Source organism: Allobosea sp. LjRoot237 (assembly GCF_964253285.1).
GTDB lineage: Bacteria > Pseudomonadota > Alphaproteobacteria > Rhizobiales > Beijerinckiaceae > Allobosea.
In genome coordinates this window covers 5,626,121-5,646,936 of sequence record NZ_CAXUQP020000001.1, presented here as the reverse complement: position 1 = coordinate 5,646,936, position 20,816 = coordinate 5,626,121, and the positions used below count along the sequence as shown (strand labels likewise).

General features: G+C 67.0%; 18 protein-coding genes. 9 read left to right on the top strand and 9 right to left on the bottom strand.

Annotated elements, in window-relative coordinates; all coding sequences use genetic code 11:
* Positions 1-81 precede the first annotated feature (81 nt).
* Positions 82-867: an SDR family NAD(P)-dependent oxidoreductase gene (locus tag ACSQ24_RS27385; protein WP_436097749.1), complete on the top strand. Its 786-nt coding sequence runs from the start codon at positions 82-84 to the stop codon at positions 865-867.
* Between the two features lie 7 nt (positions 868-874).
* On the opposite strand, the gene ACSQ24_RS27380 is transcribed toward ACSQ24_RS27385, so the two are convergent.
* Entirely contained in the window at positions 875-1,741 is an 867-nt protein-coding gene (locus ACSQ24_RS27380; protein ID WP_436097748.1) for a LysR family transcriptional regulator, read from the bottom strand.
* 132 nt (positions 1,742-1,873) lie between these two features.
* Between ACSQ24_RS27380 and ACSQ24_RS27375 the strand changes: the two genes are divergently transcribed.
* Complete coding sequence (locus ACSQ24_RS27375) at positions 1,874-2,725, top strand: SDR family NAD(P)-dependent oxidoreductase (protein WP_436097747.1); 852 nt, start codon at positions 1,874-1,876, stop codon at positions 2,723-2,725.
* A gap of 7 nt (positions 2,726-2,732) precedes the next feature.
* Here the strand turns inward: ACSQ24_RS27375 and ACSQ24_RS27370 are convergent, their stop codons facing one another.
* A complete protein-coding gene (locus ACSQ24_RS27370; RefSeq protein WP_436097746.1) occupies positions 2,733-3,356 on the bottom strand; it encodes a septation protein A in 624 nt (207 codons plus the stop codon).
* Positions 3,353-4,708, bottom strand: coding sequence for a signal recognition particle-docking protein FtsY (ftsY, locus tag ACSQ24_RS27365; protein ID WP_436097745.1), 1,356 nt, complete (start codon positions 4,706-4,708; stop codon positions 3,353-3,355). The genes ACSQ24_RS27370 and ftsY overlap by 4 nt, the downstream gene beginning before the upstream one ends.
* Between ftsY and ACSQ24_RS27360 the strand changes: the two genes are divergently transcribed.
* From ACSQ24_RS27360 to ACSQ24_RS27350, 3 genes are all read left to right on the top strand, one after another.
* Entirely contained in the window at positions 4,651-5,325 is a 675-nt protein-coding gene (locus ACSQ24_RS27360) for an RluA family pseudouridine synthase (RefSeq protein WP_436097744.1), read from the top strand. The genes ftsY and ACSQ24_RS27360 overlap by 58 nt on opposite strands.
* Before the next feature lie 94 nt (positions 5,326-5,419).
* Complete coding sequence (locus tag ACSQ24_RS27355; protein ID WP_436097743.1) at positions 5,420-6,073, top strand: DUF6875 domain-containing protein; 654 nt, start codon at positions 5,420-5,422, stop codon at positions 6,071-6,073.
* Between the two features lie 2 nt (positions 6,074-6,075).
* On the top strand, positions 6,076-7,263 hold the full coding sequence (locus ACSQ24_RS27350) for a GNAT family N-acetyltransferase (protein WP_436097742.1): 1,188 nt from the start codon (positions 6,076-6,078) through the stop codon (positions 7,261-7,263).
* On the opposite strand, the gene ACSQ24_RS27345 is transcribed toward ACSQ24_RS27350, so the two are convergent.
* The 4 genes from ACSQ24_RS27345 to ACSQ24_RS27330 form a co-directional block, all read right to left on the bottom strand.
* Complete coding sequence (locus ACSQ24_RS27345; protein WP_436097980.1) at positions 7,260-7,562, bottom strand: 4a-hydroxytetrahydrobiopterin dehydratase; 303 nt, start codon at positions 7,560-7,562, stop codon at positions 7,260-7,262. The genes ACSQ24_RS27350 and ACSQ24_RS27345 overlap by 4 nt on opposite strands.
* A 2-nt stretch (positions 7,563-7,564) precedes the next feature.
* Entirely contained in the window at positions 7,565-8,143 is a 579-nt protein-coding gene (thpR, locus tag ACSQ24_RS27340; protein WP_436097741.1) for an RNA 2',3'-cyclic phosphodiesterase, read from the bottom strand.
* Between the two features lie 88 nt (positions 8,144-8,231).
* Positions 8,232-9,287: an aldo/keto reductase gene (locus tag ACSQ24_RS27335; protein WP_436097740.1), complete on the bottom strand. Its 1,056-nt coding sequence runs from the start codon at positions 9,285-9,287 to the stop codon at positions 8,232-8,234.
* A gap of 75 nt (positions 9,288-9,362) precedes the next feature.
* Complete coding sequence (locus ACSQ24_RS27330) at positions 9,363-10,136, bottom strand: arylesterase (protein WP_436097739.1); 774 nt, start codon at positions 10,134-10,136, stop codon at positions 9,363-9,365.
* Here ACSQ24_RS27330 and ACSQ24_RS27325 point away from each other — a divergent pair.
* The 3 genes from ACSQ24_RS27325 to ACSQ24_RS27315 all read left to right on the top strand — a co-directional run bounded on the left by ACSQ24_RS27325 (position 10,135) and on the right by ACSQ24_RS27315 (position 14,436).
* Complete coding sequence (locus tag ACSQ24_RS27325; protein WP_436097738.1) at positions 10,135-10,845, top strand: ABC transporter ATP-binding protein; 711 nt, start codon at positions 10,135-10,137, stop codon at positions 10,843-10,845. The two genes, ACSQ24_RS27330 and ACSQ24_RS27325, sit on opposite strands and share 2 nt — an antisense overlap.
* A 1-nt stretch (position 10,846) precedes the next feature.
* Positions 10,847-13,441 carry an ABC transporter permease gene (locus tag ACSQ24_RS27320; RefSeq protein ID WP_436097737.1) on the top strand — a complete coding sequence of 865 codons (2,595 nt, stop codon included), beginning with the start codon at positions 10,847-10,849 and terminating at the stop codon, positions 13,439-13,441.
* Between the two features lie 218 nt (positions 13,442-13,659).
* On the top strand, positions 13,660-14,436 hold the full coding sequence (locus tag ACSQ24_RS27315; RefSeq protein WP_436097736.1) for a Bax inhibitor-1/YccA family protein: 777 nt from the start codon (positions 13,660-13,662) through the stop codon (positions 14,434-14,436).
* 79 nt (positions 14,437-14,515) lie between these two features.
* Here ACSQ24_RS27315 and ACSQ24_RS27310 read toward each other — a convergent pair whose 3' ends face one another.
* Both ACSQ24_RS27310 and ACSQ24_RS27305 read right to left on the bottom strand, forming a co-directional pair.
* Positions 14,516-14,884 (bottom strand): DUF2794 domain-containing protein, encoded by a 369-nt coding sequence (locus ACSQ24_RS27310; RefSeq protein ID WP_436097735.1) that lies wholly within the window; start codon positions 14,882-14,884, stop codon positions 14,516-14,518.
* Between the two features lie 317 nt (positions 14,885-15,201).
* Positions 15,202-15,750 carry a peroxidase-related enzyme gene (locus ACSQ24_RS27305; RefSeq protein ID WP_436097979.1) on the bottom strand — a complete coding sequence of 183 codons (549 nt, stop codon included), beginning with the start codon at positions 15,748-15,750 and terminating at the stop codon, positions 15,202-15,204.
* Between the two features lie 223 nt (positions 15,751-15,973).
* Here ACSQ24_RS27305 and ACSQ24_RS27300 point away from each other — a divergent pair, with 223 nt between their 5' ends.
* The gene (locus ACSQ24_RS27300) at positions 15,974-20,812 is read left to right on the top strand and encodes an NAD-glutamate dehydrogenase (RefSeq protein ID WP_436097734.1); all 4,839 of its coding nucleotides are present in this window, start codon (positions 15,974-15,976) and stop codon (positions 20,810-20,812) included.
* The last annotated feature ends 4 nt before the right edge of the window (positions 20,813-20,816 follow it).

Here is a 20,816-nt window from a genome sequence, read left to right as displayed (position 1 = left end):
AATCGCACGCGCAAACTGCTTGGATGACGAGCATCGCCCCTCTAAAGCCCATTCAGCACTGTCAAAAGCTTGGGGAACGCCATGAAGCTCGACTCCTCCGTTTCCGCCATCGTCACCGGCGGCGCCTCTGGCCTCGGCGAGGGCACGGCCCGCATGCTCGCCAGCCATGGCGTCAAGGTCGCGCTGTTCGACCTCAATGCCGAGCGCGGCGAAGAGGTGGCGAAAGAGATCGGCGGACTGTTCTGCCTCTGCGACGTCACCAGCGAGCAATCGGTCGACACCGCCCTCGAAAAGGCCCGCGCTGCCCATGGCGTCGCCCGCATCGTCGTCAACTGCGCCGGCATCGCGCCCGGCCGCCGCGTCGTCTCAAAGAAGCGCGACACCGGCGAGCTCGTCGCCCATGACCTCGCCACCTTCGAGAAGGCGGTCGCGATCAATCTGACCGGCACCTTCCGCCTGATCGCCAAATCGGCGGTCGCGCTCGCCGCGCTCGATCCGGTCACCGAGGATGGCGGCCGCGGCGTCTTCGTCTGCACGGCCTCCGTCGCCGCCGAGGACGGCCAGATCGGCCAGGCCGCCTATGCCGCCTCGAAAGCCGGCGTCGTCGGCCTGACGCTGCCGGTCGCGCGCGATCTTGCCGGGGTCGGCATCCGCGTCGTCACGATCATGCCAGGGCTGTTCGAGACACCGATGTTCGCCGGCCTGCCGGACGAGGCCCGCGCCTCGCTCGCCGTCTCGGTGCCGCACCCCTCACGCCTCGGCCGGGCCTCGGAATATGCCGCGCTGGTCAGGAGCATCGTCGAGAACGACATGCTGAACGGCACCGCGATCCGCCTCGACGGCGCCATCCGGCTCGCGCCGAAATAGCTGGCCATTAGCGCAACCTCGTCCTGGCGAAATCGATGAAGGCCCGCAGCTTCGGCAGGACCTGGTGGCGCGACGGGAAATACAGAAAGAAGCCCGGCGTCTGCGGGCAGAACGGCTCGAGTACGCGCTCCAGCAGCCCGCGCTGGCAGAGCGGCTTGGCCACGGGGTCGAGCATATAGGCGAGGCCCAGCCCCATCACCGCCGCCGAGATCATCACATTGGCCTCGTTGGCGATGATCGGCCCGTCGACGGCGAGCGCGAATTCTCGCCCGTCCTCTTCGAACTCCCAATGGTAGAGGCTGCGGTCGCTCTGGCGGAAATTGATGCAGGCGTGCCGCTTCAGCTCTTCCGGGCGCTGCGGCCGGCCGTGCCTAACGAAATAATCGGGTGAGCCGACCACCGCGAGCCGAAACGGCGCGCTCAACGGCACCGCCACCATGTCGGCCTCGACCAGCTCGCCGATGCGGATGCCGGCGTCGAAACCCTCCGTGACGATATTGGCGAAACGGTCGTCGACATGGATCTCGACCTGGACCTCCGGATAGCTCGCGCAGAACTCGGCGAGGATCGGCTCGATCAGGCTCGGTAGCGCCACGCGCGGCACGTTCAGCCGCAGCAGGCCGCTCGGCTTGTTTCCGAGGCTCGACGCCTCCCGGAATGCCGAAAGGATGTCGTCGACCGCAGGGCGCGCCCGCTCCAGGAAGCGTCGCCCCGCCTCGGTCGGCGCGACGTCGCGGGTCGTGCGCGCCAGCAGCGCGACGCCGGCCCGCCGCTCCAGCGCCCGCACGCTCTGGCTGATGGCCGAAGGCGTGACGCCGAGCGCCGCTGCTGCCGCGGTGAAGGAGCGCTTCTCCGCCACGGTCAGAAGGGCCACCAGCCCATCGAGATCACCACGCCGCATTATGTAGCAGTACTGAAAGATACGTTCAGAATACAGCAGATTATCGCAGATATCGCCGAGGACTAGGTTCCCCGCATCGAGCAACACTCTCCGCAGGAGACCGCCATGACCGACGGGACCGACGACCGTCGCGCCTTCATCCGCACCGCCATGGCCGGCGGCCTCGGCGTCGGCCTGATCGCCACTGCCCGCGCCCAGCCGGCTCCGTCCGGCGCCCTTATCGGCAAGGTCGTGCTGATCACCGGCGCCACCTCCGGCATCGGTCGCATCACTGCCGAGCTCTTCGCCGCACAGGGCGCCAGGGTCGCCTTCTGCGGCCGGCGCGAGGCGCTCGGCCGCGAGGTCGAGGCCGGCATCCGCGCCAAGGGCGGCGATGCCTTCTATGTTCGGGCCGATGTTCGTGATGAAGGAGAGGTCAAAGCCTTCGTCGACGCGGTCATCGCCCGCTATGGCCGGCTCGACATCGCCTTCAACAATGCCGGCGCCGACAAGCCCCCCGCTCCGATCGCCGAGACAGCCGCTGACGGCTTCGACGACCTGATCGCCACCAATCTGCGCGGCGTCTTCCTCGCCATGAAGCACGAATTGCCGCATCTGGTCCGAACCAAGGGTGCCATCGTCAACATGGCCTCGATCGGCGGCCGCCATGCCTTCCCGAACATCATCGGCTACGGCGCCTCGAAGGCGGCGGTGATCCACATGACCAAAGCGGCCGCGCAGGAATACGGCCTCGACGTCCGCGTCAACGCGATCGCACCCGGGCCGATCGAGACGGCCATGCTCGAGCGCGTGCGCCGCGACTGGAAGGTGACGAGCGAGCAGCTCGCCAGCGCCTATCCGGCCAAGCGCATCGGCCGGCCGGAGGAAGTCGCCGAACTCGTGCTCTGGCTGGCGAGCCCCGCGGCGTCCTACGTCAACGGCCAGACCGTCGGCGTCGACGGCGGCGGGTTGGCTTGAGAAAAACCTACTCCGCCGCTTCCGGCCGCTTGATCTCGTGCTTGAGGATCAGCGGCGTCTGGGCAAGGGCGAAGATCATGGTCAGCGGCATCACGCCCCAGACCTTGAAGGCGACCCAGAAATCCTGGGTCTGCGTCCGCCAGATCACCTCGTTCAACACCGCAAGCACGAAGAAGAACAGGCCCCAGCGCAGGGTCAGCTTGCGCCAGCCCTCCTCGTCGAGCTGCAGCACGCTGTCGAGCACTAGCGCCAGCAGCGAGCGGCCGAAATAGAGCCCGCCGAGCAGTATGCAGCCGAACAGCGTGTTCACGATCGTCGGCTTGACCTTGATGAAAAAGGCGTCGTCGAGCGCGAGCGTCAGCCCGCCGAAGACGGTGACCACGACTGCATTGACGATCGCCATGCGCGGCAGGTGGTTCATCACGATCTTCGACAACACCAGCGCGATCAGCGAGGCCGCGATGAAGATGCCGGTGGCGACGAAGATGCGCCGGTCCTCGGCCACGCCGAACCAGCGATCGCCATAGGAGTTGGCGAAGAAGAAGATCGCCAGCGGCCCGAATTCGAGCGCCAGCTTGAGCAGCGGATTGATCGGTTTTGCCTCGCTCGGGCTCGCCGCCGTCCCGCTCATGCCGCTTCTCCCAGTCCTGCCACGGCACGGGCGAAATCACGCGCCGAGAACGGTTCGAGGTCGTCGACGCTCTCGCCGACGCCGATGAAATGCACGGGCAGGCCGAACTGCGCCGCCAAGGCGACGAGGATGCCGCCGCGCGCCGTGCCGTCGAGCTTGGTCATCACCAGGCCGGTGACGCCGGCGGTCTCGCGGAAGGCCTCGACCTGGCTGACCGCGTTCTGGCCGACCGTCGCGTCGAGCACGAGCAGCGCCGTATGCGGCGCTTCTGCGTCGAGCTTGCGGATCACCCGCACCACCTTGGCCAGTTCGTCCATCAGCCCCGTCTTGTTCTGCAGCCGCCCGGCCGTGTCGATCAGCAATACGTCGGTGCCGTTGGCCCTGGCCTTTTGCAACGCCTCAAAGGCGAGCCCGGCCGCATCGGCGCCCTGTTGACCGGCGATGACCTCGGCTCCGGTGCGCTCGCCCCAGACCTTGAGCTGCTCGATCGCCGCGGCACGGAACGTGTCGCCCGCCGCCAGCATCACCGATTTGCCCTCGGCCCGGAACTTGGCCGCGAGCTTGCCGATCGTCGTCGTCTTGCCCGAGCCATTGACCCCCACCATCAGGATCACGAACGGCTTTTTGGTGGCGTCGATCGCAAGCGGGGTGGCGACCGGCATCAGGATCGCCTCGACCTCGCGCGCCAGGATCGCCTTCACCTCATCGGGCTCGATCTGCTTGTCATAGCGACCTTCGCCGACCGCCTTGGCGATCCGGGCCGAGGTCGCGAGGCCAAGATCGGCCTGGATCAGGATATCCTCGAGATCCTCCAGTGTCCCGGCGTCGAGCTTGCGCTTGGTGAAGAGGTCGCTGATGCCTGTCGTCAACGCGGAGGAGGTGCGCGACAGCCCGTCCCGCAGCCGGCGCCACCAGCTGCGCTTGGGCTGTACGGGCTCCGGCGCCGCAATCGGCAAGGGCGCGGCTTCGCCGAGCAGAATCTCGGGCGCGAGCGGCGCCTCGGGCTCGGCTTCGGGCACAATCTCCGCTGCAGGCTCGGCCGGCGGCTCGGAGAGAGGAGTGGGCGCCGGTTCCGGCAGCGGCATCTCCGCCGGCTGATCCAGTCCGAACAGCTTCGAGAAGAAGCCGCGTTTCTTCGGTTCGGTCTCGCTCATCACCCGTCCTGCTACCGCAAATTCCGGCGCTGCTGGTTGCGCTGCACGGCGGCCTTGGTTAGCGCAATGCCATGACCACGCCCGAGCGACCAGCCCTTTCGCAGGACGACCTGCCCTTCGCGCTACTGCATCGCGACGCGATGATGCTCGTGATCGACAAGCCGGCGGGGCTTCCGGTGCATCGCGGCCCGGCGGCAAAAGGCCGCATCATCCCGGTTCTGACCGACCATCTCGACGCCCTGCGCTTCGGCCTGCCGCGACGCCCGGAGGCCGCGCACCGTCTCGACAAGGATACGTCGGGCTGCCTCGTGCTCGGCCGTCACCCCCGCGCCATGGCGCAGCTCAACCAGCTTTTCCGCGACGGTCGCATCGGAAAAACATACTGGGCGGTCGTCGAAGGCGAGCCTGCCGAGGACGAGGGCCTCATCGATCTGCCGCTCGGGAAACGCTCGCCTGAGCGCGGCTGGTGGATGAAACCGGACCCGGATGGCCTGCCCTCGCAGACACGCTACCGCGTGCTCGGCCGCGGTCGTTTCAATGACATGGCCACTGCCTGGCTGGCACTCGAGCCGCTGACCGGCCGCACGCACCAATTGCGCGTGCATTGTGCCTCGAGCTTCGGGCCGATCCACGGTGACGAAATCTACGGCACGGCGCCGCGCGACACCGGGCCAGGCTTGCACCTGCATGCGCAAAGCGTCTCGATCCCGCTCAACCCGAAGCGCGAGCCAGTGAACGTCACTGCGCCGCCGCCGCCGCATATGCACGCGGCGCTCGCGGCCTGCGGCTGGCCAGGCGGCGATAAGCTTTCCTAAACCCTAACGCCGCGATGGCTTGCGACAAGACCTCGTCAACCATTCTCTAAGGCGTTCCTGCTATCCCCGGTTGCAGAGATCGCGGGGCTTTTTCATGCTGAACAGGGTAGCGAGAACGGCGGAAGCGCGCGATGCGCTGCTGACCTTCGCGCAGGCGCGCGCCGACGTCGCCGCCGAGCCCCAGACGAATGCCGCGCTCGCCACCCTGATGAGCTGGGTCGAGGGCTATCTGATGCGCGAGCATCCGGAACTCGGCCGCACCGGCGCCGTCTGCCCATTCACCCGCCAGGCAGCCCGTATCGATACGGCGCGCCTTGCGGTCTGCACTGCCGGCCCGGACGAGGAGGAGCGCGCCTTCACACTTATCCGCAGCTGTTTCGGGGCGCTCGACGCGATTCCCTGCAAGCCGGGCATGGCACATTTCCGCACCGTCATCATCGGCTTTCCCGGCTGTGCCGACGCGCGCGGCGTCGCAATGCTGCAGCGCGTCCAGAAACGGCACAAAGTCTACTCCCTGGCCCGTGGCCGGATGGTCGGGCTGATGCACGAAACCTCCGAGGCTCCGGGATTGTGGAACCACGAATTTCGTCCCTTGCGAGCGCCGCTGCCGGTGCTCGCCATCCGCCACATGGTCGAGCATGACGCCCCTTTCGCCGCCCGCCATCCGCTCCTGCTCGTGCCCTATCTCGCGAAGTTCCGCCTGGCAGGTGGACGGCGCCTGATCGACCATCTCCGCGGCCAGGGTTGAGCATGCGCGCCAAGCCCATGCAGGCGGTTGCCGAAGGATCGCCCTCGCCCGATGGCAGGGCCGCTACCGGCTTTGCCGTCGAGATTCTGACGGGCCGCGATGCCTTCCTGGCTCTGAAGCCGGAATGGGACGCGCTTTTCGCACGCGCCGGCCTGCCGCATCAGCTTTTCCAGCGTCATGCCTTCCTGCGGCATTGGTGCGACCACTACCTTGTTGCCGGTGATCGCCTTTGCCTCGTCGTTGGTCGCGAGGCCGGGCGCCTGGTCATGCTCTGGCCGTTGGAACGCCGGCACCGCCTCGGCCTCGAACTGGTGCGCCTGATGGGAGCGCCGGTCGCGCAATTCGGTGATGTCCTCATCGAGGCCGACCCGCGGCGCGAACACTGGCTGGAGCGCGGCTGGGAGGCGCTGCGCCGGCGCGGTGTCGATCTGGTCGAGCTGCGCCTGGTGCGGGACGACGGCGCGCTCGGCCATTGCAACCGACTTGGTCTGACTACTCCGGTGGTGAACCAGGAAGCACCGTTCGCCGATCTGGCCTTGCGGGTGGCACCTGACGGGCCGAGCCTCGCTTATCCCGCGCGCGATCGCTCCAGCTACCGCCGTCGCCTGCGCCGTCTCACCGAGCGAGGCGAGATCGCCTTCACCAGCATCGAGCCGGGCGAAGAGGCAGCTGCACTAGCCGAGCAGGCCGCCTTGATGAAACGGGGAGCGCTCGCCCAGCACGGCATTGTCGCGCCCGCCGTGGCGGATCCCCGCTTCGCTCGCTTCTTCGCGGGGCTTGCTGCCGACCTGGATGACGAAGCGGGCCTGCGCCTCTCTGTCGTCAGCTGCGACGGGTGTCCAATCGGGATCGATCTCTCTTTCGATTGCAAGGGACGCAGTTTCGGCCACGTCATCGCCAGCGATCCGAGTTTCGAGCGGGAAGGTCTGGGCCGCGTGCTGGTTCACCACGCCTTCGCCAGCGCCAGGACACGCGGCAGCTCGATTTTCGACCTGCTGGCCCCCGCCGATCCCTATAAGCAAGAACATGCCGACGGGGCCGTGCCAGTGCGCGATTTCACCGTGCCGCTGAGCTGGCGCGGACAGCTCGCCTGCGATTTCGCCCTGCCGCACCTGCGCCCGACACTGAAGGCGATCGCCAAGCGACTCCCGGCGGGCTGGGTCCGGCGCTTGACGAGCCCGGGCAGCTAGCTCGCCATCGCATCCATGGCGCGCGCCAGCCTGACGTCGAGCTCGGTCAGACCGCCGGCATCATGCGTCGACAGCGTCACCTCGACCGTCTTGTAGACATTCGACCACTCCGGGTGATGGTCGAGCTTTTCGGCGAGTAGCGCGACCCGGCTCATCCAGCCGAAGGCCTCGTTGAAGTCGCGGAAGACGAAGCGCTTGCTCATCGCCTCGCGGCCCTCGACCAGCGTCCAGCCTGTGAGGACCGACAACGCCTCCTTGCGGGCCTCCGGACTCAAGCGTTTCGGCCGGTCATGTCCCAATGTCACCTCCGCTGCGAAAGCGCGCCGAGTGGGCGATTCGGATAGTGCAGGCCGAGCGGATAGGCCGCCTCCAGCACATAGGGCCCGCCGCCGATCGAATCACGCGAGGACATCAGCGCGAATCGGCGCGCCGTGAAACTGATCGGGCGCACGATCGGATGCGTGGCGAGATAATGGGCGACATCGGCAGGCAATGAATCGCGCAGCCGGGCCAGCGTCACATGCGGCGTGAACTTCCGCGATTCGGGCGGCAGCCCGAGCCGTCGCACCAAGCGTTCCAGTTCGGCCTGCAGCTCGTTGAGCTTCTGCGAAGGCTGGACGCGCGCGAACACCGCGCGCGGCCGGTCGCCGCCGAAACTGCCGAGCTGATCGAGCGTGATGACCAGCGGCTCGCCGCCGACATCGTTGAGAAAGCTGTCGATGTCATGGGCCGTGCGCCGGTCGACATCGCCGAGGAAGCGCAAGGTGATGTGATAGTCGGCGGGCTCGATCCAGCGGGCGCCAACCAATCCGCCGCGATGCAGCGTCAGGCTCGAGGCGACCTCAGCGGGAACTTCCAGGGCGGTGAATAGCCGGGGCATGGCGAACCAGTGCCAGTGATTTGTGACTCTGGCGAGACGCGAGCCTCGCACCATGCACCGCTGCCGACAAGCCGGCTCTGCTTCCCGCTCATGGGCAGGGGTTGCCGACGCGCTGATGGATCGCATCGATCTTCGCCTCGAGCTCGGGTGAGATCGCAACCGTAGCCGAGCCGATCGCTGTCCTGAGCTGCTCCATGCTGGTCGCCCCGATGATGTTCGAGGTGACGAAGCAGCGCGAGGTCACGAAGGCCTGTGCCATCTGCACGGGATCGAGCCCGGCCTCATCGGCAAGCGCGATATAGGCCTTGATCGCCAAGTCTGCGCCCGCGGTCTGGTAGCGCTGGGCGCGATCGAACAGCGTCGTACGGGCGCCAGCCGGCCGGGCGCCGTCGAGATATTTGCCGGAGAGATAGCCCTGGGCCAGCGGTGAATAAGCCAGCAGCCCGACCTGCTCGCGCATGGCGATCTCGGCCAGCGCCGTCTCGAAGGTCCGGTTCAGGAGATTGTAGGCGTTCTGGATCGACTGCACGCGCGGGCGGCCATTCCCCTTCGCCTCGGCAAGGAAATTCATCGTGCCCCAGGCACTCTCGTTCGACAGGCCGAGATGGCGGATCTTGCCGGCCTTGACGATTCCCGCGAAGGCGTCGAGCTGCTCGGCGATCGGCGTCTCGTCCTCGGCCTGCGTGAAGGCCGCCTGGTTGAAGCGCGTCGGGTTCGAGCCCCAGGCCATCGGTCGGTCGGGGAAATGGATCTGGTAGAGGTCGATATAGTCGGTCTGCAGCCGCTTCAGGCTCTTGTCGACGGCTTCCTCGATCTGCCGGCGATTGACCCGAGTCGGCCCCTTATCGTCGCGGAACCAGTCATTGGCCGAGCGGCCGACCACCTTGGAGGCGAGGATCACCTTGTCGCGATTGCCGCGCGCCTTAAACCAAGTGCCGATGATCCGCTCGGTCGAGCCTTGCGTCTCCGCCGTGGGCGGGATCGAATAGAGCTCGGCCGTGTCGAAGAAGTTCACGCCTTGGTCGAGCGCGTAATCCATCTGCTCATGCCCCTCGGCCTCCGTGTTCTGCTGACCCCAGGTCATCGTGCCCAGGCAGATCGCCGAGACCTTGAGATCGGTGCGGCCGAGACGGCGGTATTCCATGGCGAAAAGCTCCGATAGCGGACGCACCGGAAGCGCGCCGCGCATGACTAGGGTGATGGCAGGGTGCGCCCTAGCTCAGGAGCGCGGGCGCAGGGAGAAAAGGAACCGCTCCACCGTCGGCAGGATGCGCTGCGCGATGACGCGCACGCCCTCAACCTTCGGATGCAGCATGTCGGGCTGGTTCAATAACCGGTCCCCGGCGATCCCGTCCAGAAAGAAGGGATAGAGAACGAGCCCGTGCTTCTCGGCGAGTTTCGGATAGATGGCATCGAAACGGGCGACATAGTCCGGACCGTTGCTGCGCGGCGCGTACATGCCGGCAAGCAGGACCGAGATGCCGCGCGCCTTCAGCCCGGTCACGATTGCGTCAAGCGACCTCTCGGTCAGTGCCGGATCGACACCGCGCAAGGCGTCATTGGCGCCGAGCTCGAGGATGACGCCGTCGGTCCCGTCAGGCACCGACCAGTCGAGCCGCTCCAGCCCGCCCTGCGAGGTATCGCCGGAGACGCCGGCATTGGCGATCTCGACCGAAATCCCCTTGTCGCGCAGCATCTTCTCCAGCACCGCCGGAAAGGCGGCGCTGCCCGGCAGATTGTAGCCGGCAGTCAAGCTGTCGCCGAACGCGACCAACTTGAAAGGCTTGGTCTGGGCGAAGGCGGAGCTGTTCATTGAAAAAGAACTCAAGCTGGCGAAGACGAGCAGCATCGCCGCCCAAATGCGCGGCGACAGCTGGATTCGAGACGCTAAGCGCCCATATCGGGTGACGGCGCGACGCATGGCGGTTCTTGTCCCTTCGGCTCGGAATGAAAGTCGAAGCGGCGGCATCGGACGGGATGAAAGCGGAAACATGGCGGTGAGCGAGGCAACCCCGACGATCGAACTCAGCGACGTCGAGCTCAGTCTGGGGCGTGGCGCTGCCCGCGTCCATATCCTCAAAGGCGTCTCGCTGACCATCCCGCAAGGGCAGGCCACCGGCCTCGTCGGCCCCTCCGGTTCCGGCAAATCGACCTTGCTAATGACGATGGCCGGGTTGGAGCGGCCCGATTCCGGGCTGGTGAAGGTCGCCGGACAGGATCTCGGCCTGCTCGGCGAGGACGCACTCGCCATCTTCCGTGGCCGCCATATCGGCATCGTCTTCCAGTCCTTCCACCTCGTGCCGACCATGACGGCGCGTGAGAACGTGGCGCTGCCGCTCGAGCTCGCCGGCATCGACGATGCTCTCGAGCGCGCTGCCGCCGAATTGCGCAATGTCGGCCTCGGCGAACGCATGGACCACTACCCGGCCCAGCTCTCCGGCGGCGAGCAGCAGCGCGTCGCCATCGCCCGCGCGGTCGCACCCGACCCGGCGATCCTCGTCGCCGACGAGCCGACCGGCAATCTCGACGAGAGCACCGGCCGCTCGATCGTCGACCTGATCTTCGCGCTCCGGCGCGAGCGCGGCGCCACGCTCGTGCTCGTCACCCACGATCTGTCGCTGGCCGCAAACTGCGACCGCACCGTGCGCCTGCGGGCCGGCCGCATCGAGACCGAGGCCGGCACCGAGGCACTGGCGATCTGACATGCACGCTCCCGTCAGACCGTCGGCTACTCCTTCCAGTCCCACACGCAGGCCTGTCGGCCTGAAGCTCGCCCTGCGCCTCGCCTGGCGCGACCTGCGTGGCGGCCTGCGCGGCTTTGGTGTCTTCATCGCCTGTCTCTCCCTCGGCGTCATGGCGATTGCCGCCGTCTCCTCGGCCTCGCGCGGCTTGAGCGAAGGCCTCGGCCGCGAGGGTCGACGCATCCTCGGCGGCGATGCCGCCTTCAGCCTGATCCATCGCGAGCTGACCGCGGAAGAGCATGCCTTCCTCGCCCGCCATGGCGAGGTTTCGACCATTGCGACGCTGCGCAGCATGGCCAATGCCGGCGAGAAGGGCGCAGCGCTGGTCGAGCTCAAGGCCGTCGACGGCTCCTATCCGAGCATCGGCGAATTGCGCACCGACCCGTCAGCACCGGCCGCCGATCTGCTCGCCCTGCGTGATGGTGTCTATGGCGGTATCGCCGATCCCGTCCTGCTCGGCCGGCTCGATCTCAAGCCCGGCGACACCGTGCTGATCGGCTCCGCCCGGGTGCAGCTGCGCGCCAATCTTGTCTCCGAGCCCGACAAGATCGCTGCCGGCGTCGGCTTCGGGCCGCGCCTGATCCTCTCGCAAGACGCTCTCCGCGCCTCCGACCTGCTCCAGCCCGGCAGCCTGGTTCGCTGGACGGCCCGCGTGGTTCTGCCGGCGGGGGCAAACACCGACGTCGCGCTCGACGCCCTGTTGGCTGACGCCACACGCGAGCAGCCGAATGCGGGCTGGGAAGTCCGCTCGCGCGCCAACGCCGCGCCGAACTTCCAACGCAATATCGAGCGCTTCACCCAGTTCCTGACGCTGGTCGGCCTGACTGCGCTTCTGGTCGGCGGCGTCGGCGTCGCCAATGCGGTGCGCCGCTTCGTCGAGGCCAAGCGGCTCGACTTCGCCACGCTGAAGGCGATCGGCGCCACCGGCGGCCGGGTCGTCGCCATCCATCTGATCGAAGTCATGCTGATCGCCGGTATCGGCATCGCGATCGGGCTCGCGCTCGGCGCGGCGGCGCCCTTTGCGCTGGGCTACGCGCTCGCCGACATCCTGCCGCTGCCGTTCGAGCCGACCCTGGCGCCGGCCGAACTCGCTATCGCCGCCCTCTACGGCCTGCTGACAGCGCTGGTCTTCGCCATCATCCCGCTCGGCCGCGCTCATGACGTGCCGGTCTCGGCTCTGTTCCGCGACCAGGTCGAACCTGACCGGCGCCAGCCGCGCTGGGTCTACAAAGCGATCTTCCTGGCCGCGCTCGCCGGCCTCGTCGGCGTCGCGCTTGCCTTCGCCTATGACCGGCGCATCGCGCTGATCTACATCGCCGCCGCCGGAGGCGTCTTCCTTCTCTTGCGCCTGGTTGCCCTTGGGCTGATGGCGCTGGCGCGCCGCGCCGGGCGCCCGCGCCGGCCGGCGCTTCGGATGGCGCTTGCCAACACCTATCGTCCGGGCGCGCTGACCCAGTCGCTCGTGCTGTCGCTCGGTCTCGGCGTCGCGCTGCTGTCGACCCTCGCCTTCATCGATGTCAGCCTGAGGCGGCAACTGACCCAGTCGCTGCCGCAGAAGGCGCCGAGCTTCTTCTTCCTCGACATCCCCAACGCCCAAGCGGCCGAGTTCGACCGCTTCCTAAGCGAGCAGCGCCCCGGCGCGCATGTCGAGCGCGTGCCGATGATGCGCGGGCGGATCGTCAGCGTGAACGACGTCCCCGCCGAACAGATCAAGGCGAGCGAGCAGATGGCCTGGGTGCTGGAGGGCGATCGCGGCATCACCTATTCCGCGACGATGCCCGAAGCCTCCAGGCTCGCTTCGGGTGAATGGTGGCCGGAAGGCTATCGCGGCGAGCCGCTGGTCTCCTTCGACGCCCGCGCTGTCGAGGGGCTGGGGCTGAAGCTCGGCGACAGGCTCACGGTCAACGTGCTCGGCCGCAACATCACCGCGCGCATCGCCAATTTCCGCGACATCGAATGGCGCTCGCTCGGCATCAACTTCGTCATGGTGTTCTCGCCGAACACCTTCGCCGGCGCACCGCACACCAACCTCGCCACCGTGACCGACAACGGCGCGGCAGCCACCACCAGCGATGCGGTCCTGATGCGCCAGCTTGCCATCGCCTTCCCGGCTGTGACGGCGGTCAGGGTCAAGGACGCACTGGAGGCGGTCAACACCATCGTCAGCCAGCTCGCCGGCGCGATTCGCGGCGCCTCTAGCCTCGCCATCGCTGCAAGCCTGCTGGTTCTCGCGGGGGCGCTGGCGGCCGGGCAGAGGGCGCGGCTCTATGACGCGATGATCCTGAAGACGCTCGGCGCCACCCGTCGCTTCATACTTTCGTCGTACGTCCTCGAATACGCAGGCATCGGCATTGTTTCTGCCCTGTTCGGGCTCCTGGCAGGTGCCGCGGCCGGATGGGGCGTCGTCACGCAAGTGATGAAGATAGATTTCGTCTTCGATCCAACAGGCGCCATCATCGCTGCGACTGCAGCCGTCGTGGTCACCGTCGCGTTCGGATTGGTCGGGACGCTACAAATACTGTCGAAAGCGCCAGCTTCTCATCTGCGGAATTTATGAGTTCTGACTCATCGCAGCGCGGCATAAACATGAACGGAGTGTAATGTTGCATCGACTGGCCGGTGAAATTCTATGCCGGCGGCGGCGCTAACCATGCTTGCCTCTTGTAAGGCCGCGCGATCCCCATCATATTTCGCAGTGTCGCGACGATGGTGCGCGGCGGTGGGCGCCGCAACGGCGGTTATCCACCAGGCAAAGTTTCAAGGGGAACTCTCTCCATGAGCGATTTCGACCGCAACGCTCAGGTCTGGGGCGCCGGCCGCGCCCAGCAGACCAGCGCTGCCGAGCTGGACCAGGGCCTGCGCTCGTTCATGCTCGGCGTCTACAACAACATGACGATCGGCTTGGCCATCACCGGCCTGATGGCGATCGGCATCTCGATGCTGGCGATCGCCGGCTACTCGCCCTCGGGCAAGGTCACCGCGCTGACGCCGCTGGGCGACTTGCTGTTCCGCAGCCAGCTGCGCTGGGTCATTATGCTGGCGCCGCTCGCCTTCATCCTGTTCTTCTCGTTCAAGGCCGAGAGCATGAGCTCGTCCTCGGCCCGCGCCATGTTCTTCGCCTTTGCGGCGGTGATGGGCGTATCGATGGCAGCGATCTTCCTCGTCTTCACCAGCGAGTCGATCGCCCGCGTGTTCTTCATCACCGCAGCCTCCTTCGCTGGTCTCAGCCTCTACGGCTACACCACGAAGAAGTCGCTCTCGGGCATCGGCTCGTTCCTGATCATGGGCCTGATCGGCCTGGTGATCGCCTCGGTCGTGAACCTGTTCCTGCAGTCGGGCCCGCTCGGCTTCGTCATCTCGGTGATCGGCGTGCTGGTCTTCGCCGGCCTGACCGCCTGGGATACGCAGCGCCTGAAGGAAATGTACCTGTACTCGGACCTCGACTCCGAGTCGGCTGCGAAGCTTTCGGTGAACGGCGCCCTGTCGCTCTACCTGAACTTCGTCAACATGTTCCAGATGCTGCTTTCGCTCTTCGGCTCCAAGCAGGAGTGATCAGGGCGACAGCCTGAAAACACGAAGCCCCGGCCGCAAGGCCGGGGCTTTTCTTTTGGGTCAGCCTTGTGTGGCGATCTCAGCCCACTACACTCAGCCGCTTGTCGAGCACTTTGAGCACCCGGCTCAACTCGGCTCCGCGCTTCAGGATCAGCCCGGTCGCGGTCACCACCGAATAGGTGCCCTGCCGCCTCGCCAGCGACGGGTCCTTGACGATCCGGTAGAGCGGCACTTCGGCTGCGCGACGAAAGACTGAGAACTGCGCCTTGTTGCGCAGGAAATCGATGGCGTAGTCACGCCACTCACCGGCCGCGACCATCCGGCCGTAGAGGTTGAGCAGCTCGTTCAGCTCACGGCGATCGAAGGTGACGGAAGAGGGCGCGGCGGCGGCCGGAAAGGCGACGACCGCGCCTGCTCGCTGCGCTGGCGGAATTTCGCTTTCGCTCATCGCGCCTCCTATTCATCGCCTGCCGTTACCCGGCAAGAGATGATGCGCCCAACCCCCGGGCCCTGGCAAGACAGCTTGATGACGGCGCCGAGACCTTCCTCCGCCTTCAGCGCGATTGCCATGATTTTGCCGCGCTTGCGCCAAGCGAGCGCCCCGTTGCGGCGTTCAACTCCGATTCGTTGCCTAGACGGCCCGGCCTGTCCGGTTCCGGACACGTCAGCCCCCCAGCCCCTCCGGCGCTGCGGCGGGTCGGGCCAACTAGTCCAGGCTAACTTACGGCTGGCGGTTTCCGCCGGCCGTTTTCTTTGACCGGAAGCTCAGCGCGACGCGCCGTGATATTCGGGATTGGGCCGCATATCGACCGCCGAGGCGATCCGATTCGACATGTTGAAAAAGGCGGCGACCGCGCCGATGTCCCAGATATCGCGCTCGCCAAAGCCGGCCTTGCGCAAGGTCTCCCGATCCTCTTCCTCGATCCTGTGCGGCGCCTCGGTCAGCTTCACCGAAAAATCGAGCATGGCGCGGTGGCGGGGGGAGAGCTGCGCGGCGCGATAGTTCATCACCATCATCTCGCCGAGAACCGGATCGCCGGAGAGCTGGCGTACCGCCTGACCATGCGCGGTGAGGCAGTAATAGCAGCGATTCACGCTGGAGACCGCGACCGCAATCATCTCGCGCTCCAGCTTCGACAGGCCGGACGGCGCCAGCATCAGGTCGTTGTAGAAGGTGGCGAAGGCAGAGAGCTTGGCGTCATCATGCGCATAGGCCGTGAGGACATTCGGCACATAGCCGAGCTTCTCCTCGCATTTGGCGAAATAGGCCTGCATCTCCTCCGAAAGCGCGGCGCGCGGCAACGCGAGTGCCATCACGGCAGGCTGTGCGTCCTGCTTCGCAGGCACCTCGCCCACCATCGCTTTGTCATGCTTCTTCGTCATCTCTGCACTCCTCGCGCTGATATCCGCGCGGATCGGGCACAAGCTGCCGTTTCCGCGCCATATTGGTGCAATCTGGCCGCTAGCCTGCGACGAAAGTTGCAGAGGCCTGAGAGCTATGTCATCGCTGCGGCAAAATAGCAGGGGGAAGATGACGATGGCTAAGCGGGAAGCGAATGCCACGGCTGCAGCCGTGATCGCAATCGAGACCACCGCTCGCGAGCTCGGCTCGGCGATGCCCGCAGAATTCCCCAAGCTGCTTTACGGCCGTACCGTCGCCGAGGATCTCGTCGCGCTGCCGGCCGACTTGCTCGCCCGTGCTGCCGACGCCGCCTATGTGCACCTAACCAGCCGGCGCAAGCCCGGTGAGCCCAATCTGCGTTTCCGGGACGAGGCTGTCGCAGATGGTGGGCGCGAACGCCAGATCACGATCCTCGAGGTCGTCAACGACAACAAGCCGTTCCTGCTCGATTCCACCCTCGCCGAGCTGGCCGAGCAGGGCTACGAGCCGCGTCTGGTCGCCCATCCCATCCTTGCCGTGGTGCGTAAGGACAACGGCACCTTCGAATCGCTCGCCGGTGAAGCCGCCGGTCGCGCCGTCGAAGGTACGCGCCGCGAAAGCCTGATCCATATCCATCTCGACCGGATCGACACGCCCGAGGCGCGCGACCGGCTCGCCGCCGGCCTGGCCCGCGTCTATGTCGATGTCGGCCTCGCCGTCGACGACTGGGCCGCAATGCGCGGCCGCATCACCGAGGTGATCCAGTCCTACCGCGCCAACCCGCCTCCGCTGCCGGAGGACGAGGTCACCGAGGCGCTGAACTTCCTCGAATGGATCGCCAGCGACAATTTCACCCTGCTCGGCGTGCGCGCTTATCGCTTCGCCGGCGGCGACACCGCCGCCGACCCGGTCGATTCCTCCGGCCTAGGCATCCTGCGCGATCCGGATGTTCGGGTCCTGCGCAAGAATCGCGAACTCGTGGTGATGACGCCTGAGATTCGCGCCTTCCTGGCCAAGCCGCAGGCGCTGATCATCACCAAGGCCAACGTCAAGAGCCGTGTCCATCGCCGCGTCCATCTCGACTATGTCGGGATCAAGCTCTTCACCGCCGATGGCAGGCTCGACGGCGAATTGCGCATCGTCGGCCTTCTGACCTCGAACGCCTATACCGGCACCGCCCGCGCCATTCCCTATCTTCGTCTCAAGGTCGCGCGCGTCCTCAAGAGCACCGGCTTCGATCCGTCGAGCTATTCCGGCCGCGCCCTCTACAGCGTGCTCGACGCTTTCCCGCGCGACGAGCTCTTCCAGATCGATGTCGAGACGCTGGAACGCTTTGCGCTCGACATCATGCAGCTGACGGAGCGGCCACGCATCCGCGCGCTCGCCCGCGCCGACGAGTTCGACCGTTTCGTCTCGGCGCTCGTCTTCATCCCGAAGGACCGCTACGATACCACCGTGCGCCGCCGCGTCGGCGAGTTCCTCGCGCGCATCTATCAGGGCCGCGTTTCCGCCGCCTATCCGGCCTATCCGGAAGGCCCGCTCGCACGCACGCACTATATCATCGGCCGCGACGAGGGCCGCACGCCCAAGATCGACCGCGGCACGCTCGAGGCCGGCATCGCCGCGATCGTGCGGACCTGGGGCGATGGGCTGAAGGATGCGCTCGACGCGCAGAAGGCGGGCCCGGCCGCACGCTCACTAGCCGAGCGCTATGCCGAGGCCTTCGGCGCCGCCTATCGCGAGCGCTATTCCGCCGAGGATGCGCTGATCGATATCGACATGCTGCAGAAGCTGTCGGATGAGCGCCCCCGCGCCGTCAATCTCTACCGCCGTGAGGGCGACGGCCCGACCCGCGCCAACCTCAAGCTGTTCTCACGCGGCGCCGCGATCTCGCTGTCGGCACGCGTGCCGATGCTGGAGAACATGGGCTTCCGCGTCGTCAACGAGCGCACCTTCAACATCACGCCGCAGCAGAATGGCGGGGCCAGCGCCGACACGCGCGTCTGGCTGCACGACATGACGCTGGAGCGCGCCAGCGGCGGCGAGATCGACATCGAGAATCTCGATCCGACGATCGAAGCGGCGCTGATGGCGCAGTTCCGCGGTCTCACCGAATCCGACCGCTTCGACCAGCTCGTGCTCGCCGCCGGCCTCGCCTGGCGCGAGGCGGCGCTGCTGCGGGCGCTCGGCCGCTATCTGCGCCAGGTCGGCGCGCCCTATGCGCAGGATTACATCGCCGATGCACTGACCCGCCATTCCGGCATCGCCACCGGCCTGGTCAAGCTCTTCATCGCCAAGTTTGATCCTCGCTTGTCCGACGAGAAGCGGGCCGAGCAGGTGACAGCCGAGCGCGAGCGCATCGAAGCTGCGCTCGCCGACGTGACCAGCCTCGACGAGGACCGCATCCTGCGCCGCTTCGTCAACCTGATCGACGCAGGCCAGCGCACCAACTTCTTCCAGATCGGCCCCGACGGGCATCCGCGCGGCACGATCTCGTTCAAGTTCGCCTCCGGTCAGGTCGATGGCATGCCGCTGCCGCGCCCGCTCTACGAGATCTTCGTCTACTCACCACGCGTCGAAGGCGTGCACATGCGCTTCGGCAAGGTTGCGCGCGGCGGCCTGCGCTGGTCAGACCGGTCGCAGGACTTCCGCACCGAGGTGCTCGGGCTGGTCAAGGCACAGCAAGTCAAGAACGCCGTCATCGTGCCGGTCGGCGCCAAGGGCGGCTTCGTGCCCAAGCAATTGCCGCCGGCGAGCGACCGCCAGGCATGGCTCGCCGAAGGCACCGAGAGCTATCGCATCTTCGTGCGCACCTTGCTCGAGCTCACTGATAATCTCGATGGCGAGACGGTCGTGCCGCCGCCGGACACGGTCCGCCATGACGGCGATGACCCTTACCTCGTCGTCGCCGCCGACAAGGGCACCGCGACCTTCTCCGACACCGCCAATGCACTCTCGGCCGAGAAGCATCACTGGCTCGGCGACGCTTTCGCCTCCGGCGGCTCGCAGGGCTACGACCACAAGGGCATGGGCATCACGGCGCGCGGCGCCTGGGAGGCGGTGAAACGCCATTTCCGCGAGATCGACGTCGATATCCAGACGACGCCCTTCACCGTCGCCGGCGTCGGCGACATGTCCGGCGATGTCTTCGGCAACGGCATGCTGCTCTCGCCGGCGATCAAGCTCGTCGCCGCCTTTGACCATCGCGATATCTTCCTCGACCCCGATCCCGATTCGGCAAAGAGCCTGGCCGAGCGCCAGCGCATCTTCGCGCTGCCGCGCTCCTCCTGGGCCGACTACGATAAGTCGCTGATTTCCAAGGGCGGCGGGATCTTCTCGCGCCAGGCTAAGAGCATCACGCTCTCGGCCGAGGTGCGACAGGCGCTCGATTTCGACAAGGCGCAGGTCACGCCGGCCGAGTTGATGACCGCGATCCTGAAGGCGCCGGTCGACCTGCTCTGGTTCGGCGGTATCGGCACCTATATCCGCGCCGGCGACGAGAGCGACGCCCAGGTCGGCGACCGCGCCAATGACGCGATCCGCATCGCCGGCGCCGATCTGCGCGCCAAGGTGATCGGCGAGGGCGCCAATCTCGGCGCGACCCAGCGTGGCCGCATCGAGGCCGCGCGTCAGGGCGTGCGCCTCAATACTGACGCGATCGACAACTCCGCCGGCGTCAACACCTCCGACGTCGAGGTCAACATCAAGATCGCACTCGCCGACCCGGTCCGCGACGGCCGCCTGCCCGAGAAGAAGCGCAACGCTTTGCTCGCGCAGATGACCGACGAGGTTGGCTTGCTCGTCCTGCGCAACAATTACCTGCAGAGCCTGGCGCTCTCGCTGACCGAGGCGCAGGGCATCCAGGCCACGCCGCATCTACGCCGGCTGATGGTGCAGCTCGAGGAGGACGGCCGGCTCGACCGCAGCGTCGAGTACCTGCCGTCCGACGCGGTCCTGATCGAGCGCGAGAAGCGCGGCGAGGGTCTGACCCGGCCAGAGCTCGCGGTCCTGCTCGCCTATGCCAAGCTCGCTTTGCATGACGCGCTGCTCGACTCGGCCATCCCCGACGATCCCTATCTGAAGAGCGAGCTCGTCCGCTATTTCCCGCAGCCGCTGCGCGAGGGCTATGGCGCTGAGATCGCAGGCCACAAGCTGCGCCGCGAGATCGTCGCGACCCAGCTCGCCAACGCCATCATCAACCGCGGTGGCCCGGCCATCGTCTCGACACTGGCCGACCAGACCCGCGCCGAGGCTCCGGCGATCGCCGCCGCCTACGCCGTCGCGCGCGATTCCTTCGACCTGATCGTGCTCAACGGCGCCATCGACGCGCTCGACGCCAAGCTGCCGGGCAAGATCCAGACCGGGCTCTACGCCGCTGCGCAGGAACTCGTCGTCGACCGGATGCGCTGGTTCCTGCGCCGCGGCGTCGCCATGCCTGGCACGATCGAGCAGACTGTGGTGCACTATGCCAAGGGCGGCGCGGCGCTGGAGGTTGCGTTGGCCGAGCTGCTGCCGGAGGCAGCGGCCCAGGCGCGCACCGCCCGCATCGCCGCGCTGACGGCCGAAGGCGTGCCCGAGCCGCTGGCAGTGCGCGTTGCCAGCTTGCCCTGGCTCGCCGAGGCGACTGACATCGTCGACATCGCCAGCCGCACCAAGCGCGACATCGTCGACGTCGCGCGGATTCATTTCGCTGCCGATTCGGTCTTCGGCTTCTCGACGCTCGCCTCCTCGGCCGCTGCCGTGCCGGCGACCGACGACTATGAGCGTCTGGCGCGCCAGCGCGCGGTCGAGACGCTGACCGACGCCCATGCCGGGCTGACGCAGGAGATCGCGACTGGCAAATCGGGCCCCGATGCGCTGAAGGACTGGCTGGCAGAACGGGGCGCCGACGCCGAACGCACCCGCGCTACCGTCTCGGCCATTGCCATGTCCGGCCTCTCCCTGCCAAAGCTGATGGTGGCGGCCGGGATGCTGGCCGATCTGCCACGCCGGTAAGGCC

Bases quoted from the DNA above. Each gene is read 5' to 3' on its own strand.
- ACSQ24_RS27385 (WP_436097749.1), top strand. From the start codon at position 82: ATGAAGCTCGACTCCTCCGTTTCCGCCATCGTCACCGGCGGCGCCTCT.
- ACSQ24_RS27375 (WP_436097747.1), top strand. From the start codon at position 1,874: ATGACCGACGGGACCGACGACCGTCGCGCCTTCATCCGCACCGCCATG.
- ACSQ24_RS27370 (WP_436097746.1), bottom strand. From the start codon at position 3,356: ATGAGCGGGACGGCGGCGAGCCCGAGCGAGGCAAAACCGATCAATCCG.
- ACSQ24_RS27360 (WP_436097744.1), top strand. From the start codon at position 4,651: ATGATGCTCGTGATCGACAAGCCGGCGGGGCTTCCGGTGCATCGCGGC.
- ACSQ24_RS27355 (WP_436097743.1), top strand. From the start codon at position 5,420: ATGCTGAACAGGGTAGCGAGAACGGCGGAAGCGCGCGATGCGCTGCTG.
- ACSQ24_RS27350 (WP_436097742.1), top strand. From the start codon at position 6,076: ATGCGCGCCAAGCCCATGCAGGCGGTTGCCGAAGGATCGCCCTCGCCC.
- thpR (WP_436097741.1), bottom strand. From the start codon at position 8,143: ATGCCCCGGCTATTCACCGCCCTGGAAGTTCCCGCTGAGGTCGCCTCG.
- ACSQ24_RS27335 (WP_436097740.1), bottom strand. From the start codon at position 9,287: ATGGAATACCGCCGTCTCGGCCGCACCGATCTCAAGGTCTCGGCGATC.
- ACSQ24_RS27325 (WP_436097738.1), top strand. From the start codon at position 10,135: ATGGCGGTGAGCGAGGCAACCCCGACGATCGAACTCAGCGACGTCGAG.
- ACSQ24_RS27330 (WP_436097739.1), bottom strand. From the start codon at position 10,136: ATGTTTCCGCTTTCATCCCGTCCGATGCCGCCGCTTCGACTTTCATTC.
- ACSQ24_RS27320 (WP_436097737.1), top strand. From the start codon at position 10,847: ATGCACGCTCCCGTCAGACCGTCGGCTACTCCTTCCAGTCCCACACGC.
- ACSQ24_RS27315 (WP_436097736.1), top strand. From the start codon at position 13,660: ATGAGCGATTTCGACCGCAACGCTCAGGTCTGGGGCGCCGGCCGCGCC.
- ACSQ24_RS27310 (WP_436097735.1), bottom strand. From the start codon at position 14,884: ATGAGCGAAAGCGAAATTCCGCCAGCGCAGCGAGCAGGCGCGGTCGTC.
- ACSQ24_RS27305 (WP_436097979.1), bottom strand. From the start codon at position 15,750: ATGGCACTCGCGTTGCCGCGCGCCGCGCTTTCGGAGGAGATGCAGGCC.
- ACSQ24_RS27300 (WP_436097734.1), top strand. From the start codon at position 15,974: ATGGCTAAGCGGGAAGCGAATGCCACGGCTGCAGCCGTGATCGCAATC.